Genomic DNA, 18,659 nt, shown 5'->3' with positions numbered 1-18,659 from the left:
TGCATTCTCTCAAATTCCAGATACAAAAAAGGCGACTCTAGAGCCGCCTTTTCTTTAACGAAGTTATTCGCTAATTGCTAACTTTCTAATTACTTAGAGATGTGAGCGATTAGGTCTAGAACTTTGTTTGAGTAACCGATTTCGTTGTCGTACCAAGATACAACCTTAACGAATTTGTCAGTTAGCGCGATACCAGCTTTAGCATCGAATACTGAAGTGCAAACTTCGCCGATGAAGTCTTGAGATACAACTGCATCTTCAGTGTAGCCTAGAACGCCTTTTAGTTCGCCTTCAGAAGCTTCTTTCATCGCTTTACAGATGTCTTCGTAAGAAGCACCGTTAACTAGGTTAACAGTTAGGTCAACTACAGAAACGTTAGCAGTTGGTACGCGGAAAGCCATACCAGTTAGTTTGCCGTTTACTTCTGGAAGTACAACGCCTACAGCTTTAGCAGCACCAGTTGAAGATGGGATGATGTTTTGAGAAGCACCACGACCACCGCGCCAGTCTTTAGCAGAAGGACCATCTACAGTTTTTTGAGTTGCTGTAGTTGCGTGAACTGTAGTCATAAGACCAGATTCGATACCGAACTTGTCGTTAAGAACTTTAGCGATAGGCGCTAGACAGTTAGTAGTACAAGAAGCGTTAGAAACGATGTCTTGACCAGCGTAAGTGTCGAAGTTTACGCCGTTAACGAACATTGGAGTAGCGTCTTTAGAAGGACCAGTTAGTACAACTTTTTTCGCGCCAGCAGTGATGTGCTTACGTGCAGTCTCGTCAGTTAGGAAAAGACCAGTTGCTTCAGCTACAACGTCAACACCGATTTCGTCCCATTTTAGGTCTTCAGGGTTGCGCTCTGCAGTAACACGTACAGTTTTACCGTTAACGATTAGGTTACCGCCTTCAACTTCAACAGTACCGTTGAAACGGCCGTGAGTTGAGTCATACTTAAGCATGTATGCCATGTAATCTACATCGATAAGGTCGTTAATACCTACTACTTCGATGTCGTTGCGCTCTTGCGCTGCACGGAATACGAAACGACCGATACGGCCAAAACCGTTAATACCTACTTTGATAGTCATTATAGTTGCTCCACAACTTAATTTCTGATTAAAGATAACTGGTAGTAAAATTACAGAATCCAGTAAACATCTGCAAGTGATAATCGGACTTAACTTGTTTAAAGTCAAAAAAAAGCGACGCTTTTTTTAACAATTCTTTGCAAATGTACGTTTTTTAAACTTTTAACTGATTCTTCTGTAGCCCAGTTGGCGTAATATAACTGGTGAGATAAGTGCTCTTATCAAATTAATTACGCATGGTGTCCTGGTGAGAAAGTATGTGCTACAACTGTTAAGAGAAGCAAGTTTTTTGCTAAAAAAGTCAATACCAAGAACAGTAAATAAGGAGCCGAAAGTCGTGGAACAAAGCGGGAAAAAAGTGACGAAGTCAGATGAACAGTGGCGTGAGCAACTGTCTGATGAAGAGTTCCGTGTTTGCCGAGAGCAAGGTACAGAGCCTCCTTTCAGCGGTAAGCTACTGCATAATAAGGAAACTGGTGTTTATGCTTGTACTTGTTGTAATGCCCCTCTCTTTGTCTCTGATAACAAGTATGACTCTGGCTGCGGATGGCCAAGTTTTGATGCGCCTATCAACGATCAAGCGGTGCGTTATTTAGAAGATCTAAGTCACGGAATGGTACGTACAGAGATTCGTTGTGCAACGTGTGATAGCCATCTAGGGCACGTTTTTGAAGATGGCCCACAGACCACAGGAGAGCGTTTTTGTGTTAATTCTGTGTCGTTAATTTTCAACAAATCAGAATAATAACGACAAAATTGTGCTCGAGATTGTTTTATCCTTTCAGGATGATTCATGCTCAACAGTGATCTGAGTGTCGCTCGACTTAAATAAAAACTCCCGCTCATTGCGGGAGTTTTTCGTTTATATCTCACTGGGTATCATTGCTGGGGAATAGATACCTTTCTCTATGGCTTTCGCCACCGATTCGGCTAATTCATCCAACTGCTTATATCGCTCTGGATGACTGAAATTGAACATACGTTGGAGCTGCTTTTCATCAGCAAGCGGTACGTCGAATCTCTTCGCGACCATTGCCCATAGATACGCTTGCTCTTTGTCTCCAAGCCCCTGATGAATACTTGCCATTGACTTGAGAATGACCGGATTGATGTTGTCTTCATCAGATAAAGACAACGCGTTATTAAGAAGCTCCAGGGTTTTCTTGGTATCTCGGTTGGTATAAAAAGTGGCTAATGCATATTGCATCTCAGCATTATTTAATTGGGGAGACCCTTCCATTTGTAAAAATGCGCGCCGAGCTTGAGTATCTCCCGTTTGAGACCATAAGAAATACAAAGTAGCCGGGTCTTCTGAGCCTTTTAACTCGTTTACGATGCGCTCTAGCTCATCAATACTGTGTACCAATGCATTAAAGCGTTGTCTTTTGAGAGCACTTTGATCAATAGGGGTGATCTGGGAGGCGAGTTCTAAGCATTTCCTATATTCAGCGACCAGACCGTATTCGATGATTTGGTTGGCCTCTGATGGGTTTTTCAATTGCTCAAACCGATGCCAAACCAAATTTGTTCTTGGAATTCGACATTGGCCGTCATCCATATTGAGCTGCTCGCAACGCAGCTCTGGTGTTTTTTGGCACAACTCTTCGGTTGTCACGTTACCTTCAAAACAGCCCGATAGCGCAAAACATGCGAGGCTGAGAAGTAACCAGTTTGTTCTTTTCATGGCTTTGCTTGTGATCCGTTACACCAATTCATTTTCGTATTCTTGACTCAGTTTCTTAACCCGTTATGTTCTGTAAATAGAATGTAATAAGAAGGTACACTATGGACGCAGAACAACTATTACAAGCGATGACTCCAGAAGTTTATGATCGCTTAGTCTATGCAGTAGAAACGGGAAGATGGCCTGAGGGTACAACACTTTCTAAAGAGCAGCGAGATTCGTGTATGCAAGCTGTGATGTTGTATCAATCAAAACATAATACTGATGCGCAGCATATGACGGTTGCAGCCGGTGGTGAAATCAGTTTTAAATCAAAACAAGAGCTTAAAAAACAATTCAGCGGAGAAGAGAGCGATATTGTTCGTGTCAATCCGAACATTGATTAATCCTTACGCCTTATTTCTCAAAATTTTATTATTTTGATTTTGAAAGAAAAAAGCCCAAATTGTATTGGGCTTTTTAGATCGTAGAAAGCTTGAACTTACAGGCTCATTTCACCACGCAGTACTTGTTGCATTCTCTCTTTTACTTCTTCGTAAGAAAGGTTTTGGCTTAGAAGGTAGTGTAGTTTTGCCAGCGCCGCTTCGGGCGTCATGTCAAAGCCACTGATAACACCAGAGTCTGCGAGAGCACAACCTGTGGCATATCCGCCCATATTCACTTTACCTGCCAAACACTGAGTTAGGTTTACGACAATAACGCCGCGCTCAGAGGCTTCTTTCAGGTGACCAAGCAGCTCAGGGTTCTGAGGAGCATTACCGACACCAAAAGTCAGAAGAATCATCGCATTCACGGGCTGACGAAGCGTGTTGCGGATAACTTCGTGTGAAATACCAGGGTACATGGTGATCACACCGATTGGTTGTGGCGTGATGTTGTGAACCTTAAACTCACCTTCTGGTTGTGCACCAACGGTTACGCTGTTGCTAACTTGAATATTGATCCCAGCTTCCAATAGTGGAGGAAGGTTTGGTGAAGTAAAGGCATTAAAACCGTCTGCATGAGATTTTGTACTGCGGTTACCACGCATCAATTGATTATTGAAGAACAAAGTTACTTCGTTGATCGGGTAGTTTGCCGCAATATGTAGCGCGTTTAATAGGTTTGCTTGGCCGTCAGAACGCAGCTCTGCGAGAGGGATTTGTGAACCCGTTACAATCACTGGCTTACCAAGGTTTTCAAGCATGAAAGACAATGCGGACGCTGTGTACGCCATGGTGTCAGTACCATGTAGGATAACGAAACCATCGTATTTGTCATAGTTGTCACGAATATCATTCGCAATCTGCTGCCAGTCAGCAGGTGTCATATCTGATGAGTCAATCAGAGGGTCGTATTCGTGGATGGTGTAATCCGGCATTTCAGGACGATGGAATTCGGGCATGCTTGCTAATTGCTTTTCCATAAAGCCAGCAACAGGCACATAGCCGTGGTCGGATTTTTGCATTCCGATGGTACCACCGGTGTAAGCGATGTAGATGTGTTTTCTAGTCATCGTTTTTTCTTTCGTGTAGGGGAACAGAGGCGGGGATTATATACCTAAATAACCTTGAGATGCGAGGCTATACGCACAGCATCAGAAAGTCATCTGAGGAGATGCAAAGCCTAATAAAAAGGGCACTTCAAGTAGAAGTGCCCTTTGTAATATTGATGGAAAAACTACTGCACTTGGCAGTTCAAACAAAATGCGTATTGACCTTTAGGATCGTTGAAGCTTTGGAGCAAGCTTGCGTCTTGTTCGAATTGTTGAGCTACGGGTTGAAGACTTTTTGGTAGCAAGCTTGTTGCATCAATACCTAGAGAGACTTTCACCTGTTTCATAAACTCTTGTAGAAATAGTTCAGTAGGTGAAAGAGGCTCTTCTACCCAGTAAATGCCATAATCGGTCACGTTCGCTAGTTTCGCCGCTAGCTCTACAGCATCATCAAAGTCACCCATTTGATCGACAAGACCAAAGGATAGTGCATCTTGGCCAGTCCAAACTCGACCTTGAGCAACTTTGTCAACTTCCTCTAGAGACATATCGCGATTCTCGCCAACTAGAGAAATAAAGCGCTTGTAACCGTGTTCGATACCTAATTGGAACACTTGAGACGCGCCCTCAGAAAGGCCAGTGGTAATACCGTCACCTGAGAACGGCGATGTGCCAACGCCATCAGTGTTAATACCTAACTTGCTAAAGCCTTTTTCAAACGTGGTGATGACACTAAATATACCAATGGAGCCCGTCAGGGTTGTTGGCTGAGCAACGATTTTGTCTGCGCTCATTGAAATCCAATAACCACCAGAAGCAGCCAAACTCGACATGGATACAACAACCGGCTTACCTGCTTGCTTCAGAGCTTCTACTTCGTTACGAATCACTTCAGAAGCAAAGGCACTGCCTCCTGGACTATCTACTCGTAATACGACCGCTTTCACTTTTTCATCATTGCGTGCTTGACGCAGCAAGCTTGCGACTGTGTCACCACCAACAGTTCCGCGAGGTTGTTGACCGTCCATAATCGCGCCACTTGCTAGAACAACGGCGATGTCGTGCTGAGGTAGTGTGTAATCGGGACGAATCGTTGCAAGGTAGTCGTAGTAACCAATCGCGTTGTAGCTGTCTTTGCCGTCACTGCCAAACTGTTTTGCAAATAGAGTGCGAATGTCTTGGCGTGTAGCAAGTTCATCCACTAGCCCCAATTTGACTGCGAGCTGAGCAATATCGCCATTTACAGACTTCATCTCGTTAATCAGCTCATCCATGGTTGGATTAAGCACTTTCGCATCAATGTTTCGGTTTGTTGTTACGTCATCAACAAAAGCACTCCACAATTGAGTAACCCAGCGTGTTGCTGACTCTTTCGCCGCATCGGACATGTCATCACGAATAAACGGTTCGATAGCGGATTTATAAGTACCTACGCGAAAAACATGAGTGGAAACGTCAAGCTTTTCAAGTAACGTTTTGTAGTACATTGAGTAAGCGCTGTAACCTTTAATCAATACACCACCATCAGGTGCCAGATAAACTTTGTCAGCGTAACTTGCCAAGTAATATTGGCTTTGGTTGTAGAAATCACCTACGGCGTAAACGGGTTTGCCTGACGCTTTAAATTCGTTCAACGCTTTCGCGATGTAACGTAGTTTCGTGAGATTTGTTTCTGGCATGTCTCGCAGTGCTAGCACTAATCCAGATACTTTAGGATCGTCTTTCGCGTAGCGAATAGTATCAACGATATCGAAAAGGACGTTTTCTTTCGGTAGCTCATTACCCAAAAGGGAACCAGCAAAAGAGTCCATTGGGTTTACATAACGTCTTTGTTCGACAATTGGGCCTGAAAGGTTCATCACCAATGCCGATTCTTTTTCGACGACAGGTTGACCGTCTCCGGTATAAGTAAAGGCAAAGTAGAAAACGGCAATCATCAGCAAGAAAATTAGGTTTGCCAGTGCGAGTCTGATGAAAGTGATACTTTTCCATATCCCTTTAAATATCAAACCAATAAATTTGAAGAGTTTTTTCATCTTGTCTCCATAACGAGATAGTTACGCCGAGTCTAACAAAGTATGGGTTCTTATCTCTAAGATCTCAAAAGATAACATTTTTTTAGCTTATCACGACCACTCAACAATTGGCATATTTTCACACGAGATTGATCGGTGTTACAAAAATGTAAACGCTTGTTTGATTTTTTGGTTGAGCAGGCTTAATCTGGTCAGACCATGATAATAACAATGGATGTTAAGTGATGTCTGCCATGTACCCAAACCTATTAAAGCCACTGGACCTCGGTTTCACACAATTACGAAACCGAGTTCTGATGGGATCAATGCACACGGGCTTAGAAGAGCACAAAGAAGGATTACAGAAGCTCGCGGCTTTTTATGAAGAACGCGCGAAAGGCGGTGTCGGACTGATTGTAACCGGAGGTTTTTCTCCTAACTTACGCGGTCGTTTACACCCGTTGAGTGCTGAATTCAGCAAGCCAAAACATGCTAAAGCCCATAAAGTTGTGACAGAAGCGGTGCACAAGCACGGTGGTAAAATTGCGTTGCAAATTCTCCATGCTGGGCGTTATGCAATGCATCCATTCTCGCAAAGTGCATCTGGCATTAAAGCGCCAATTGCAAAGTTTGCTCCGAGTGAAATGAGCGACCGCCAGATAAAGAAAACCATCGACGCGTTTGCTAATAGTGCGGAGTTAGCACAGCTTGCTGGTTATGATGGCGTCGAGTTAATGGGCTCGGAAGGTTACTTGATAAACCAATTCTTATGTAAACGTACTAATATGCGTTACGACGAATGGGGTGGCAGCTATAAAAAACGTATGCGTTTTCCGCTAGAAATTGTTAAAGCGGTACGCAAGGCGGTAGGTGACAAGTTCATCATCATCTTCCGTCTTTCTATGCTGGATCTTGTCGAGCAGGGCAGCACTTTTGAAGACGTTATCGAATTGGCGAAAGCACTTGAAGAGGCTGGCGTCACGATTATTAATACGGGTATCGGTTGGCATGAGGCTCGAATTCCGACAATTGCGACTCAAGTACCACGCGGTGCGTTTACATGGGTTACGGAAAAAGTTAAACCTCACGTTTCGGTTCCTATTATCACTTGCAACCGTATAAATACGCCAGATGAAGCAGAACGTATTTTATCTTCAGGTCATGCCGACATGGTTTCGATGGCGCGCCCATTCTTGGCCGATCCTTACTTTGTTGCTAAAGCCGAACAGGAAAAAGCGCAGCTTATTAATACGTGTATTGGTTGTAATCAGGCGTGTCTAGATAACGTGTTTAAAGGTAAGCGCGCCAGTTGCTTAGTGAACCCTCTAGCGTGCTATGAAACCGAAATTGTTGTTGAACCAGCCTTTAAAAAGAAAAACATTGCAGTTGTTGGTGCTGGACCTGCGGGCTTGGCTTGTGCGACCACACTGGCTGAACGTGGCCATAAGGTTGATTTGTTCGAAAAGAACGACCGCATCGGTGGTCAGTTCCGTCTTGCGATGCAGATCCCTGGTAAGGAAGAGTTTCGAGAGACGATACGATATTTCGCTAACCGTATTGATGAAACAGGCGTGAATCTGCACTTATCGACGGAAGCGAACTATGACTTACTCACAGAATACGATGAGATAGTGATGGCATCGGGTGTTGAGCCACGTAAAGTCAATATTGATGGAATTGATAACCCAGAGAAAGTCGTCGACTATCAAACTCTCATTCGAGACAAAACGCCAGTCGGTGAGAAAGTGGCTATCGTTGGTGCTGGTGGCATTGGCGTAGATGTCGCGACCATGCTCACTGAGCCAGTTGGACAAACGTTGGATGACTGGTTGCATGAATGGGGAATCGACAAGGAGATGTCTCAGCCGGGTGGTTTATACCCTTACCCTGATGCGGTCAGCGATAAAGAAGTCTGGGTACTTCAGCGTCGTAAAGGTCGTGTAGGTAAAGGCCCGGGTAAAACGACAGGTTGGATCCATAAACGTACCCTTGAAAAACGGGGCGTACATTTAGTCGGCGGCGTGTCTTACGATAAAATTGATGATCAAGGTTTGCACATTCATGTAGACGGAAGCGCGCAGGTACTTAATGCAGACAAAGTTATCATTTGTGCTGGGCAAGAGTCTGTACGTCCGTTTGAAGATAAATGGTCTGAACTTGGAGAGAAGATTCATATCATTGGCGGAGCTGACCATGCGGGTGAACTTGATGCTGTGCGTGCGATTCGTCAAGGTGTTAAATTGGCGGTAAAACTCTAGCCTTTTAATGTGTGTTTACCATAAAAGCTGCGCTTTGAGCGCAGCTTTTTTGTATAGAACTAGTCACTGATATCTGGCAGTTGTTTGGCCATTACCACGCCAGCAAAAGTAATAAAAGAGAACACTAACACCACAGCTGAAAGGCTCAAGAAGTTCGACATAACACCAAGAGAGCTCATTAGAAGCAGCATTATCCCAACCACTGTGTTACTCACGGCTACATAGCTCGTCCGTTTGTCACCTTCTGCGATATCAACTAAATAGGTTTTTCGTCCGACTCGTATTCCGTCGTGGGCAATACAAACACAAAAGTAAAGCAGAGGAATCACGAATAGGAAGCTTTGGCTAGCGGTGACCCATGTATCGTAAACAAATAACACAACACCAAGTAGCGCGCTCATCATTGCGCCTATGACCATCACACTGCGGCTAGAGCGATCGGACATTCTTCCCCAGAAAGGACCTGACACAAAGGAGGCTAAGCCACTCGCAAACATAAAGAGAGCTAGCACCCAGAGCTGTCCACCCAGAGATTGCTGTGCCAGCACAACGTAGTACGGTGCACTCAGCGCAGAACATAAAAATAGTGTCCGCGTGATAACGAATCGACGAAAGGTCACGTCTGTCTTAAGTAACGCGAGTTGTTTAAATGCTTCGAGGACGCCATTTCGACCACCGTCTACCTCACCGGCATACTCATTAATTCGCGCATAGACGAATGCCGCGATGAGCCATATGACGCCCGCTAAGCCTAAACTCAGACCGTAAAAGCGCTCTGTCGGCTCTACGTCCCATAACCAGGCTAGTGCCAGAAGGCTCGCGAAAAGCAGCGTAACCAGGCCAGCAGCACTTGAAGACCAGCCGTTGACTTGACCTCGTTGGTTTTTAGGGATGGTTTTGCCCAATACATCTTTTGATGCGACGGAATTTAAACCGCGTGAGAGGCTGAAGATCACAAGACATGCAATTACACCATAACCCGCAGCAGCTCCTGTCAGAGTTAATGCGACCACTCCGATTGCAAATATGGAAAGAGCCTGCAAGATGCTGCCAATTACCCAGACCCATTTTCTTACTGGAATGCGTCGGATGTAGTGCGCGATGCTAAGTTGTGGGATAAGGGAACCTGATTCACGAATAGGAACGAGCCAACCAATTAAGTAAACCGGTGCCCCGAGACTTTGTAGTATCCACGGCAACGTGACTTTAGGATTGATTAACGCATCGCCGACTTTCGTTAAAAACTGAGCGAGAATTATTTTAAGAAAGTTGCCGGGAACTTGATGACAAGCTGATTCAGGAATCGCCTTACAGGCACGGGCATCTTCGTCATTAACGATCTTTTCGTAAATGCTGTTTTGTTTGTCCTTGTTCATCAACCTGCCTATGTTCAACTTATTCATTTCGCGAATAAATTAACATTAAACCCAGATTGATGTTAAGTGAAGCACGTTATCAAGCCCACAGAAAACCGGTTGTTATTCGCAGGAGCAGATTGTGCTAAAGTGGCGTAAACAAAATAACAACGATATTCAATAAGGATTCTTTCATGGACGCTCTCGATCTTTTGCTCAATCGCCGATCTATCGCGAAGTTATCCGCGCCTGCTCCAGAAGGTAAAGCACTTGAGAACATCATTCGTGCTGGCCTTCGTGCGCCTGACCATGCGGGATTAACCCCTTGGCGTTTCGTTATCGCACAGGGCGATGGTTTGAAAAAACTGTCAGATATATTGGTAAAAGCGGCAGAAGCTGAAAATAGTGATGAAGCGGTGGTCGAAAAGGTAAAGAATGCCCCATTTCGCGCACCAATGGTGATCACGGTGATTGCTAAAGTAACAGAACATGAGAAAGTACCAGCACTAGAGCAACACTTATCTGCGGGATGCGCTGTACAAGCGATGCAAATGGCAGCTGTAGCGCAAGGCTTTCAAGGGTTTTGGCGCTCAGGTAAGTGGATGTTCCATCCAGAAGTTCATCAAGCATTTGGTTTAGAGGGTGACGATGAGATTGTTGGTTTCTTGTACTTAGGCACGCCTGGTTGTACACCGATGAAAGTTCCTGAGCGTGACCTTTCTCAGTTTGTTGAATTCCTATAACTAAAAACTTAAATAAACTGACTGTTTATTTATACAGTTTTTCTTGATTTATTAGGGCTACATTCGTTAATGTGGCCCTAATTATATTTATTTCCAAAACGTTATGTCTCGTCTGTTTATTGCTGAAAAACCAAGCTTAGGCCGTGCGATTGCCGCTGCACTGGCAAACCCTCAAAAGAAAGATCAAGGATTCATCCGCTGTGGGAACGGGGATATCGTTACTTGGTGTATCGGCCATTTGCTCGAACAAGTCGAACCTGACGCTTACGATGAGCGTTATAAAAAGTGGAATATGGCAGATTTACCAATTGTTCCGCAGCAATGGCAGCTCAGACCGAGGAAAAGCGCAAGTAAGCAATTAACAGTGATTCGTAAATTGCTCAAAGAAGCTAACGAAGTCATTCATGCAGGAGACCCAGATCGAGAGGGTCAGCTGTTAGTTGATGAAGTTCTGGACTATTGCAAGTTATCTAAAACCAAGAAGGAATCTACACAGCGTTTGTTGATTTCCGACTTGAACTTACCTGCGGTTAAACGTGCTCTCAGTTCTATGCGCAGTAATCGCGAGTTTATCCCACTTTCAGTTTCAGCATTGGCCCGCTCTCGGGCTGATTGGCTGTATGGTATGAACATGTCTCGTGCTTATACCTTGCTTGGTCAAAAAGCAGGGTATCAAGGTGTTCTCTCGGTAGGGCGAGTGCAAACGCCAGTTCTTGGCTTAGTGGTGCGTCGTGATGAAGAAATCGAAAACTTTGTCCCGAAGGACTATTTTACCCTACATGCTCTGATCCCATATCAAGATGCCAATGGTACTTTTGATATTCGTGCTCGTTGGAAGCCAAGTGAGGCATGTAAGCCTTGGCAGGACGAAGAAGGTCGAGTATTAAACCGTAAGTTGGTAGAAAATGTTGCAAACCGTATTGCAAATCAACCCGCAAAAGTGACAGAGTCGGAACAAAAGCAAACCAAGCAATCAGCACCATTACCTTATTCGTTATCTGCTTTACAGATCGATGCCGCGAAGCGCTATGGTATGAGTGCGCAACAAGTACTAGATACTTGTCAGGCATTGTATGAAAAGCACAAGCTGATCACTTACCCGCGTTCAGATTGTCGCTATTTACCGATGGAACACTACTCACAAGCAGGGACGGTGACAACTGCTATTGCGAATAACGCAAAAGAGTTGCAAGTTGCCGTTCAGGGAGCAGACTTAACATTAAAGTCCAAAGCCTGGAACGATAAAAAAGTGGATGCGCACCATGCGATTATCCCTACACCGAAGCAAGCTAATGTGAATGCGCTTTCCGGCAATGAGATGAAAGTGTATCAATTGATTGCGCGCCAGTACCTCATGCAGTTCTATCCGGCGGCGGTTTACGCAGAAGCGAAATTGGTTTTCGATATCGCTGGTGGTACGTTTGTCGCGAAAGGTCGTCAGTTAGTTTCGCCGGGTTGGAAAGCGCTAATGGGCAAAACTGACAAGGAAGATGAAGGTATTGATGCCGTGCCACCGCTACCCGAAGGCACCGTGTTAACTTGTCGTGAAGGGGAAATAAAAGACCGAAAAACCGAGCCACCAAAGCATTTTACCGAGGCATCGCTGTTGCAAGCGATGACCGGGATCGCCCGTTACGTTGCGGATAAAGAACTGAAAAAAATCCTTCGTGACACTGATGGGCTAGGCACGGAAGCGACTCGCGCTGGTATTTTGGACACGCTGTTCAAACGCCAACTGCTTACGCGTCAAGGTAAGTCAATTCTCAGTTCTCCTGCTGGAAGAGGTCTCATTCATGCCTTGCCAGAAGATTCAACATACCCTGATATGACGGCTCATTGGGAGCACCAGTTACAAGGTATGGCAGAGAGAAATCAAGCATATCAGCCGTTCATGCAAGCACTGGAACAACGCATTGATAGCTTGATGGCACAAGTAAAAGCAGGGCCTATCCCTGATTCATTACGTCATCTACCCAAGGTGGAACGTCCTGCGTTTAAACGTAAAAAGCGCAGTTATTCAAAGAATGGTGGCGCGACTAAATCTCGTGCAACCAAAGGTAAGCAGGCATAGGACAAGCGCGGCGTAATTAAACTCCGCGCATGCTTGAAAATAGATTACTCGAACAGATCACCGTGGTTTTGGATCGCGCCTCTTACTTCACCTTGAGTTAACACGCGTTTGTCCAGTACCTCTTTCACCTGGTTGCCCAAGTCAACTAATGTATCTCGATTCGCTTGAGTTTGGCGTTTACCAGCACTTCTCAAGCAGTAATTTAGTTCGTGCTCTTCGCTAAAATTAACCAAATCCCTATCTGCTGCCATCGTGCTTTCTCCTTATTTGTTCTACTTTTTCCTAAGTCTGGATTGGATGTAGATAAATTCAAGTTAGATTGCGTGAATTATGCTGGTGGATCACTGATGAACATTATGTTTGCCAACCAAGTCACGATTATGAAGCCTGGCTTTGATGGTATTTGGTTTAGTGATGGTTGTGTCTTAATGCTGCTACCAAGGTAACTCAGTACCATCGTAGTTAATAAATCGACCTGAAAGCTGCGGTGTGCTCAGCTCTATCACGTTCGCTAGGCCTTGCGCGGAGGTTTGCGTATCTATCAAAGCATTTGGCCCACCCATCGCCGTTTTTACCCAACCAGGGTGAAGCGCTAAAACGGTAAATCCTTCAGGTGTTAAATCATTACTTAAGCTTTTCACAACCGAGTTAAGCGCCGCTTTCGATGAGCGATAAATATAACCGCCACCGGACGTATTTTCGGTCATGCTCCCCACTTTTGATGAGATACAAGCAATCTTTTTTATCTTGCCTTGTTGTAAGCGAGGGTAACAGTGCTCAACCAGTTTTAACGGTGCAATGGTGTTTACTTCGAAGGCTTTACGCCATTCTTCTACGTCAGTGTTTCCAAAGCCATATCCCTTGGGGCCGTAATATCCTGCATTATTGATGAGTAAGTCGATGGCAGGGAGTTTATCGGCAAGCTTAGCGACTTGTTCGTAATGAGTGACATCCAGTTCGTGCAAAACCAGATTACTGAATTGTGAGGCTAGAGTTTGTAGTTCTGAACTGTTCTCTAAGGAACGGCTAGTAGCATGTACTTGGTGGCCTTGCTTCAGGTACAGCTCAGTTAAGCTAAGGCCAATGCCGCGATTTGCTCCGGTAATAAAGACGGTTTGACTCATACAAACACCTATGTTTTTTTGATTTCAGTTGAAAGTCATTGTGTTAGTTAAGCACAATAAAATCAACCAACCACCACGCACCAACAACAAGAGATGAAAATAGGGATAGGGCACAAAGAGAGCCAAACAGTGCGCCGAGAATAGCAAAGAAAGTAGAATTCATATGTATATTAAATTTAATTGATATTGAAAATCATTATCAATTAAATTGCGTTTTATTCAACCCTTTAAGTTGATACTATTTCGTTACCATTGTTATTAAGAATTTCTCATGCTGCCATTTATCTACCACCCGATTTATTCTCAACTTGAGTTGCCAGAGGGGCATCGTTACCCAATTATGAAATACCAGTACCTCTATGAATCGGTATTGGTGCATATGGAGAAAGATAACTGGAAAGAGCACACGCAGTTTTTCCAGCCCGAAGCATTAACTGTTGGGGAAGTAAAACGTGTTCATGACGAGGAATACGTCGAGTTACTTGTTAGTGGAAACATGCCAGCTGCGAAGATGCGCCGAATAGGTTTTCCTTGGAGTGAGTCTCTCATTACCAGAACGCTAACTTCAGCAGCGGGCACGGCTCTGACCGCAAAAAAGGCACTTGAGTACGGTGTGGCCATTCATTTGAGTGGTGGGTATCACCACGCACACAAAGAGTTTGGCAGTGGTTTTTGTTTATTTAATGACTTAGTGATCGCGGCCAGGCAAGCGCTCGAAGTCGAGCATGTCGATAAAGTATTGATCATTGACAGTGATGTTCATCATGGGGATGGAACAGCAACTTTATGTGACGATGAGCCAGATATAATCACGCTTTCTTTCCACTGTGATAAAAACTTCCCAGCGAGGAAGCCTCAGTCTGACCTCGATGTGCCTATGGTGCGAGGAACAGGTGATGAGGATTTTTTAATGGCGTTTAAAGAAGTGGTCGATATGGCACTTAATCTTCATCGCCCTGATTTGGTTATCTACGATGCTGGTGTCGATATACATCAAGACGATGAGCTTGGATATTTTGATGTGTCGACGCAAGGGATTTTAGAACGTGATAGATTTTTAATGCAAACAGTGAAATCTCGAGGTATCCCTGTCGCAGCTGTCGTTGGAGGTGGATATCGAACGAATCATGTTGACCTCGTCCCAATTCATTTGCAGCTTATCAATGCCGCTAAAGAAGTCTTTATTGATGAGTAGATACAACTAGACGTAAATATCAAATTGATTCAACACTGAAACGAACGAAAAGGGCATTAATTTTTTGTGGGTTCTTTCTGAGAGTGGCGGAGTGCTTAGTTGCGTTCAAGAAGTGATAAGCGATTTGTACAAATCTTTTTAAGTCTGGAGATGCGAAAAAGCCCGCTAATTTCTTAGCGGGCTTTTTCTAAAAGTGGCGGAGAGATAGGGATTTGAACCCTAGATACGCTATTAACGTATGCCGGTTTTCAAGACCGGTGCTTTCAACCACTCAGCCATCTCTCCGTTGTTGAGGCGCATAATATAAGGCTTTGAAAATGTTGTAAACCCCTAGTTGAACTGATTGGATGTTTACTGCGCAAATTTGTGGTTTGTGTTGTTTAAATAAACAAAAACTCCCCAAAAAGGGGAGTTTGAATAGTATATGGATTGCTAGGTATTAATCGTTTTTAGAATAAAAACGCTGTAACTCAGTTAAACCTTGCATCAAAACTGGCAACTTCGGTGCATCATCTCGAAGTCGTTTGTAGTTTTTGTCATACAGCTTGTAGTTGCCAAACTTATCGATCACTGTGGTTTGTGAGCTAGTAATTAAGGCAAGCTCGCGAGTATCGCCCGCCAAGATCCAGCGACGACGACTTTCATCGAATAGGTTGCGACCACTACTGTAATCATATGGGTTGGAAGATACGCCGAGCATATCTTGCAATAGTGTAACCGAGAGGTCCAGGTGGCTTGTGCTGTGATTAAATTCGCCAGCCAGCATTCCAGGCCAATGGATCACCATCGGAACTTGTAATTGATAACGGCTGTAGTTGCTGTTTGCTCCCCAGCTGTTCGTATTGGTTTCGTTAAATTCACTACCGTGATTAGAAGTGATGATTACGATGGTGTTTGTCAGTTGTCCCGTCGTTTCTAGTTCATCAATAATACCGGCGATAGTTCTATCCGCCGACTTCACTGCATATTCATAAGCTTTTTTGAATCGCTCACTTGCGGGCATTTCTTCGTCATTATTTGAAGGAATCGATTCAAAATTATCAACGGTGGTGACTTCGATGTAACTAAACCATGGCTGACTTGCTTTCTCTGCTAACCATGTATTCCAGTTTGCGATAGATTGTTTATCGGTATGAGCTTGCGTGCCATCTAGGTCTTCCGCTAAGTTCAAGTCGCGGAAAATAATTTCTGAGTAGAGATCATCTTCAAACCCACTGCCACTGAATAAACCAAAGTTGTAGCCCTGATCTTTCAGTACATCGAGCAATACTGGGGAAGCACCTTGCGCCTTGATGCTTGATGCATAACTGGTCGGTAAGCCATAGAACAAACCAAAGGCCCCGTATGTATCATTACTTGAGCTGTAATGATTACGGAAGTTCTGATTGTTTTCAGCAAACTCATAGAGGTTAGGCATCTCTTCTTGGTTCAGCGCATCCGCTCGTAAATTGTTTATGCTTATCATCAACACATTGAGCTTATTAACTCGGCGGTTAAACTCAAGCTTTTCAAGAGGGTAGTTGACTAACTCTACGTTGCCTTCGTTTTCTGCTAAACGTTTTAGGTATTCCTCACGGTCAAGTAGACCATGTTTTTCCATAAAACTCTTCGCTGTCATCGGGTAAGACAACGGGAAGTTTGAACGCTGGCTAGTAATTGGGTTGTAAAAATACGCATCTGCCCAAATGTAAACCAAATGGCTGGTCATAAAGTTGAGGAAAAAGACGGCCGCGAGAGGGCGTCCTACGTGCTTATGAGATAGTTTGCGCTGTTTTCGCCATACCCATTCGGATAGTGCGAGTTGAATAAGGAAGATCAGCGGCATCACAACAAATAAATGTTGTAGGTCAGTGCTGAGTGCACTTTTGTCTTCGCTGAATAGTAACTCCCAGACAACGGGAGTTAAGTGCAAATTGATCGACTGATACGCTTGGGTATCAATTAATAATATGGTTTGCCCAACGGTTGCGAAAATCACTGCCACCAAACGGAACAATTTCCGCGATGGCAGGATAAACGTCAACGGGAATAGAACAAGCAAGTAAAGTGCGAAAACTAGAAAGCCAAAGTGACCAACCCAAGAAACCGCCAGATAAAACTGACCAAGTAACGTCTCGGGCCAAGGAGACTGAACAATGTAGCGTGTGCCTATCAACATCGATGCAACGATATTGAAGAATGCAAACCAGTGACCCCAACCAACTAGTCGAGATACACGTTCGCCGTATGAGTTTCCGCTGTCTACCATGTATGTGTTCTATTGTCCGTGATTAGTGTGTTTTTGGTGTTTCTAAAGAAGACATCAGCGCCTGAGCAAATTTTTCAGCAATCGCTTTGCGTTGTGAAGCAGCAACACGTTGATTTAAGACATTGGTTGCGATATTTCCGGCAATCATTAGCGTCAACTCAGGAGAAGCAGCATGTTTTTCAAGAACTGTTGCTACTTCAGCAAGAATTTTTTCTACTTGCTCGTCAGTATATTTAGATGTAATCGGCATAAAGACTCTAATAATGATAGTAAAAGCGGCTTATGATAACCTACAATGCCCATCAACTAAAACCTTGTAGCAAGATAAAATCACTATGAGTCTTCATCTTTCAAACGTTATTCTGCATCAACTGTGCAAAAACGATCAGGACGAGCTGGTTGTAAACTTTCGTCCAGCATCATTAGAGAACGATGCATCTACAGAAAACTTAGTCGCTGAGCTTCACCGAGTATTCCATTCTAAAGCTGGTAAAGGTTTTGGCGCTTTCCAGTCAGACAGCGAATTTCAATTTTGGCTTCAAGAAATGCGCAAAGGAGAGCGAGATTTTTACGACTTCTCACAAATTAGTGCAAATCGCTTGAAAGAAGAGTTGATTAAGTACCCATTTGCGGATGAAGGTATCTTGGTTTTCGCTGAGTATCAGAGTTTAGCAACGGACTACTTGTTCATCGGTATCTTACCAATGAATCAGAGTTTAAAAGTGACCGAAGGTTTGGACATCAGTGCGACAGATTACTTAGATATCACCAAAATGGATATTGCCGCACGCATCGACCTGTCGAGCTACGAGACCGACAAGGAATCCAATCGTTATCTGCAATACATTAAAGGACGTGTTGGCCGTAAAGTGGCGGACTTCTTCCTAGATTTTCTGCAAGCGGATATTGGCTTAGATACTAAACAACAAAACTTAGTGTTGATGCAGGCGGTGGATGATTTTTGTGCTGACTCGAAGCTAGAAAAGCAAGAAGTGAACGAGTACAAGAAACAAGTTTACGACTACTGCAATGAGCAAATTAAATCCGGTGATGAAGTTCAAATCTCAGAGCTTTCTGGAGAACTTCCTCCAAGCCAAGATGGCACAAGCTTTATGGATTTTACCAAAGAGCAAGGGTACGAGCTTGAAGAGTCTTTCCCAGGTGATCGTGCGACGGTTCGCAAACTGACTAAATTTGTTGGAGCTGGTGGTGGTTTGAATATTAGCTTCGATAGTCTCTTACTTGGCGAGCGTATTTTTTATGATCCAGAGACGGATACCTTAACGATTAAAGGGACGCCTCCAAATCTAAAAGATCAGTTAAGTCGCAATTAAAATCATATCGTTAAATAAAGAGAGCAAACGGCTCTCTTTTTTTATGTGAATAAGAAACATCCATAGTATATGC

General features: G+C 44.0%; 16 protein-coding genes and 1 tRNA gene. 7 read left to right on the top strand and 10 right to left on the bottom strand.

What is annotated here, in order from left to right:
* Positions 1 to 89: 89 nt before the first annotated feature.
* The gene (gap, locus tag H9L11_RS01940; RefSeq protein ID WP_005380697.1) at positions 90 to 1,085 is read right to left on the bottom strand and encodes a type I glyceraldehyde-3-phosphate dehydrogenase; all 996 of its coding nucleotides are present in this window, start codon (positions 1,083 to 1,085) and stop codon (positions 90 to 92) included.
* 337 nt (positions 1,086 to 1,422) lie between these two features.
* Between gap and msrB the strand changes: the two genes are divergently transcribed.
* Positions 1,423 to 1,830 (top strand): peptide-methionine (R)-S-oxide reductase MsrB, encoded by a 408-nt coding sequence (gene msrB, locus H9L11_RS01935; protein WP_005380698.1) that lies wholly within the window; start codon positions 1,423 to 1,425, stop codon positions 1,828 to 1,830.
* Between the two features lie 117 nt (positions 1,831 to 1,947).
* On the opposite strand, the gene H9L11_RS01930 is transcribed toward msrB, so the two are convergent.
* On the bottom strand, positions 1,948 to 2,769 hold the full coding sequence (locus H9L11_RS01930; RefSeq protein ID WP_017821139.1) for a DUF2989 domain-containing protein: 822 nt from the start codon (positions 2,767 to 2,769) through the stop codon (positions 1,948 to 1,950).
* Positions 2,770 to 2,870: 101 nt separating this feature from the next.
* Between H9L11_RS01930 and H9L11_RS01925 the strand changes: the two genes are divergently transcribed.
* On the top strand, positions 2,871 to 3,155 hold the full coding sequence (locus H9L11_RS01925; RefSeq protein ID WP_005380700.1) for a DUF1315 family protein: 285 nt from the start codon (positions 2,871 to 2,873) through the stop codon (positions 3,153 to 3,155).
* 95 nt (positions 3,156 to 3,250) lie between these two features.
* Here the strand turns inward: H9L11_RS01925 and ansA are convergent, their stop codons facing one another.
* Both ansA and sppA read right to left on the bottom strand, forming a co-directional pair.
* On the bottom strand, positions 3,251 to 4,264 hold the full coding sequence (gene ansA / locus H9L11_RS01920) for an asparaginase (protein ID WP_017635822.1): 1,014 nt from the start codon (positions 4,262 to 4,264) through the stop codon (positions 3,251 to 3,253).
* A gap of 164 nt (positions 4,265 to 4,428) precedes the next feature.
* Positions 4,429 to 6,279, bottom strand: coding sequence for a signal peptide peptidase SppA (gene sppA / locus H9L11_RS01915; protein ID WP_005380705.1), 1,851 nt, complete (start codon positions 6,277 to 6,279; stop codon positions 4,429 to 4,431).
* Between the two features lie 224 nt (positions 6,280 to 6,503).
* On the opposite strand from sppA, the gene H9L11_RS01910 reads away from it, so the two are divergent.
* Positions 6,504 to 8,516: an NADPH-dependent 2,4-dienoyl-CoA reductase gene (locus H9L11_RS01910; protein ID WP_005380708.1), complete on the top strand. Its 2,013-nt coding sequence runs from the start codon at positions 6,504 to 6,506 to the stop codon at positions 8,514 to 8,516.
* Between the two features lie 59 nt (positions 8,517 to 8,575).
* On the opposite strand, the gene H9L11_RS01905 is transcribed toward H9L11_RS01910, so the two are convergent.
* Complete coding sequence (locus H9L11_RS01905; RefSeq protein WP_064376890.1) at positions 8,576 to 9,892, bottom strand: MFS transporter; 1,317 nt, start codon at positions 9,890 to 9,892, stop codon at positions 8,576 to 8,578.
* Between the two features lie 173 nt (positions 9,893 to 10,065).
* Between H9L11_RS01905 and H9L11_RS01900 the strand changes: the two genes are divergently transcribed.
* Complete coding sequence (locus tag H9L11_RS01900; protein WP_005380711.1) at positions 10,066 to 10,614, top strand: NAD(P)H nitroreductase; 549 nt, start codon at positions 10,066 to 10,068, stop codon at positions 10,612 to 10,614.
* Between the two features lie 103 nt (positions 10,615 to 10,717).
* A complete protein-coding gene (locus H9L11_RS01895; protein WP_033907348.1) occupies positions 10,718 to 12,685 on the top strand; it encodes a DNA topoisomerase III in 1,968 nt (655 codons plus the stop codon).
* Positions 12,686 to 12,729: 44 nt separating this feature from the next.
* Here the strand turns inward: H9L11_RS01895 and H9L11_RS01890 are convergent, their stop codons facing one another.
* Complete coding sequence (locus H9L11_RS01890) at positions 12,730 to 12,936, bottom strand: hypothetical protein (RefSeq protein ID WP_005380717.1); 207 nt, start codon at positions 12,934 to 12,936, stop codon at positions 12,730 to 12,732.
* A 183-nt stretch (positions 12,937 to 13,119) separates the two neighbouring features.
* Positions 13,120 to 13,809, bottom strand: coding sequence for an SDR family oxidoreductase (locus H9L11_RS01885; protein ID WP_017635826.1), 690 nt, complete (start codon positions 13,807 to 13,809; stop codon positions 13,120 to 13,122).
* A gap of 271 nt (positions 13,810 to 14,080) precedes the next feature.
* Between H9L11_RS01885 and H9L11_RS01880 the strand changes: the two genes are divergently transcribed.
* The gene (locus H9L11_RS01880; RefSeq protein WP_005380720.1) at positions 14,081 to 15,004 is read left to right on the top strand and encodes a histone deacetylase; all 924 of its coding nucleotides are present in this window, start codon (positions 14,081 to 14,083) and stop codon (positions 15,002 to 15,004) included.
* A 194-nt stretch (positions 15,005 to 15,198) separates the two neighbouring features.
* Here H9L11_RS01880 and H9L11_RS01875 read toward each other — a convergent pair.
* From H9L11_RS01875 to H9L11_RS01865, 3 genes are all read right to left on the bottom strand, one after another.
* Positions 15,199 to 15,289: transfer RNA gene (locus H9L11_RS01875), tRNA-Ser, on the bottom strand.
* Positions 15,290 to 15,443: 154 nt separating this feature from the next.
* Positions 15,444 to 17,252 carry a DUF3413 domain-containing protein gene (locus tag H9L11_RS01870; protein ID WP_205390968.1) on the bottom strand — a complete coding sequence of 603 codons (1,809 nt, stop codon included), beginning with the start codon at positions 17,250 to 17,252 and terminating at the stop codon, positions 15,444 to 15,446.
* A 22-nt stretch (positions 17,253 to 17,274) separates the two neighbouring features.
* Positions 17,275 to 17,502, bottom strand: a complete 228-nt coding sequence (locus H9L11_RS01865; RefSeq protein ID WP_005380722.1) for a YejL family protein — start codon at positions 17,500 to 17,502, stop codon at positions 17,275 to 17,277.
* Positions 17,503 to 17,587: 85 nt separating this feature from the next.
* Between H9L11_RS01865 and yejK the strand changes: the two genes are divergently transcribed.
* Positions 17,588 to 18,586 (top strand): nucleoid-associated protein YejK, encoded by a 999-nt coding sequence (gene yejK, locus H9L11_RS01860; protein WP_151515024.1) that lies wholly within the window; start codon positions 17,588 to 17,590, stop codon positions 18,584 to 18,586.
* Positions 18,587 to 18,659 lie beyond the last annotated feature (73 nt).

It is taken from the genome of Vibrio sp. sp1, assembly GCF_016920955.1.
GTDB lineage: Bacteria > Pseudomonadota > Gammaproteobacteria > Enterobacterales > Vibrionaceae > Vibrio > Vibrio alginolyticus.
This window is presented reverse-complemented; position numbering and strand designations above follow the sequence as displayed.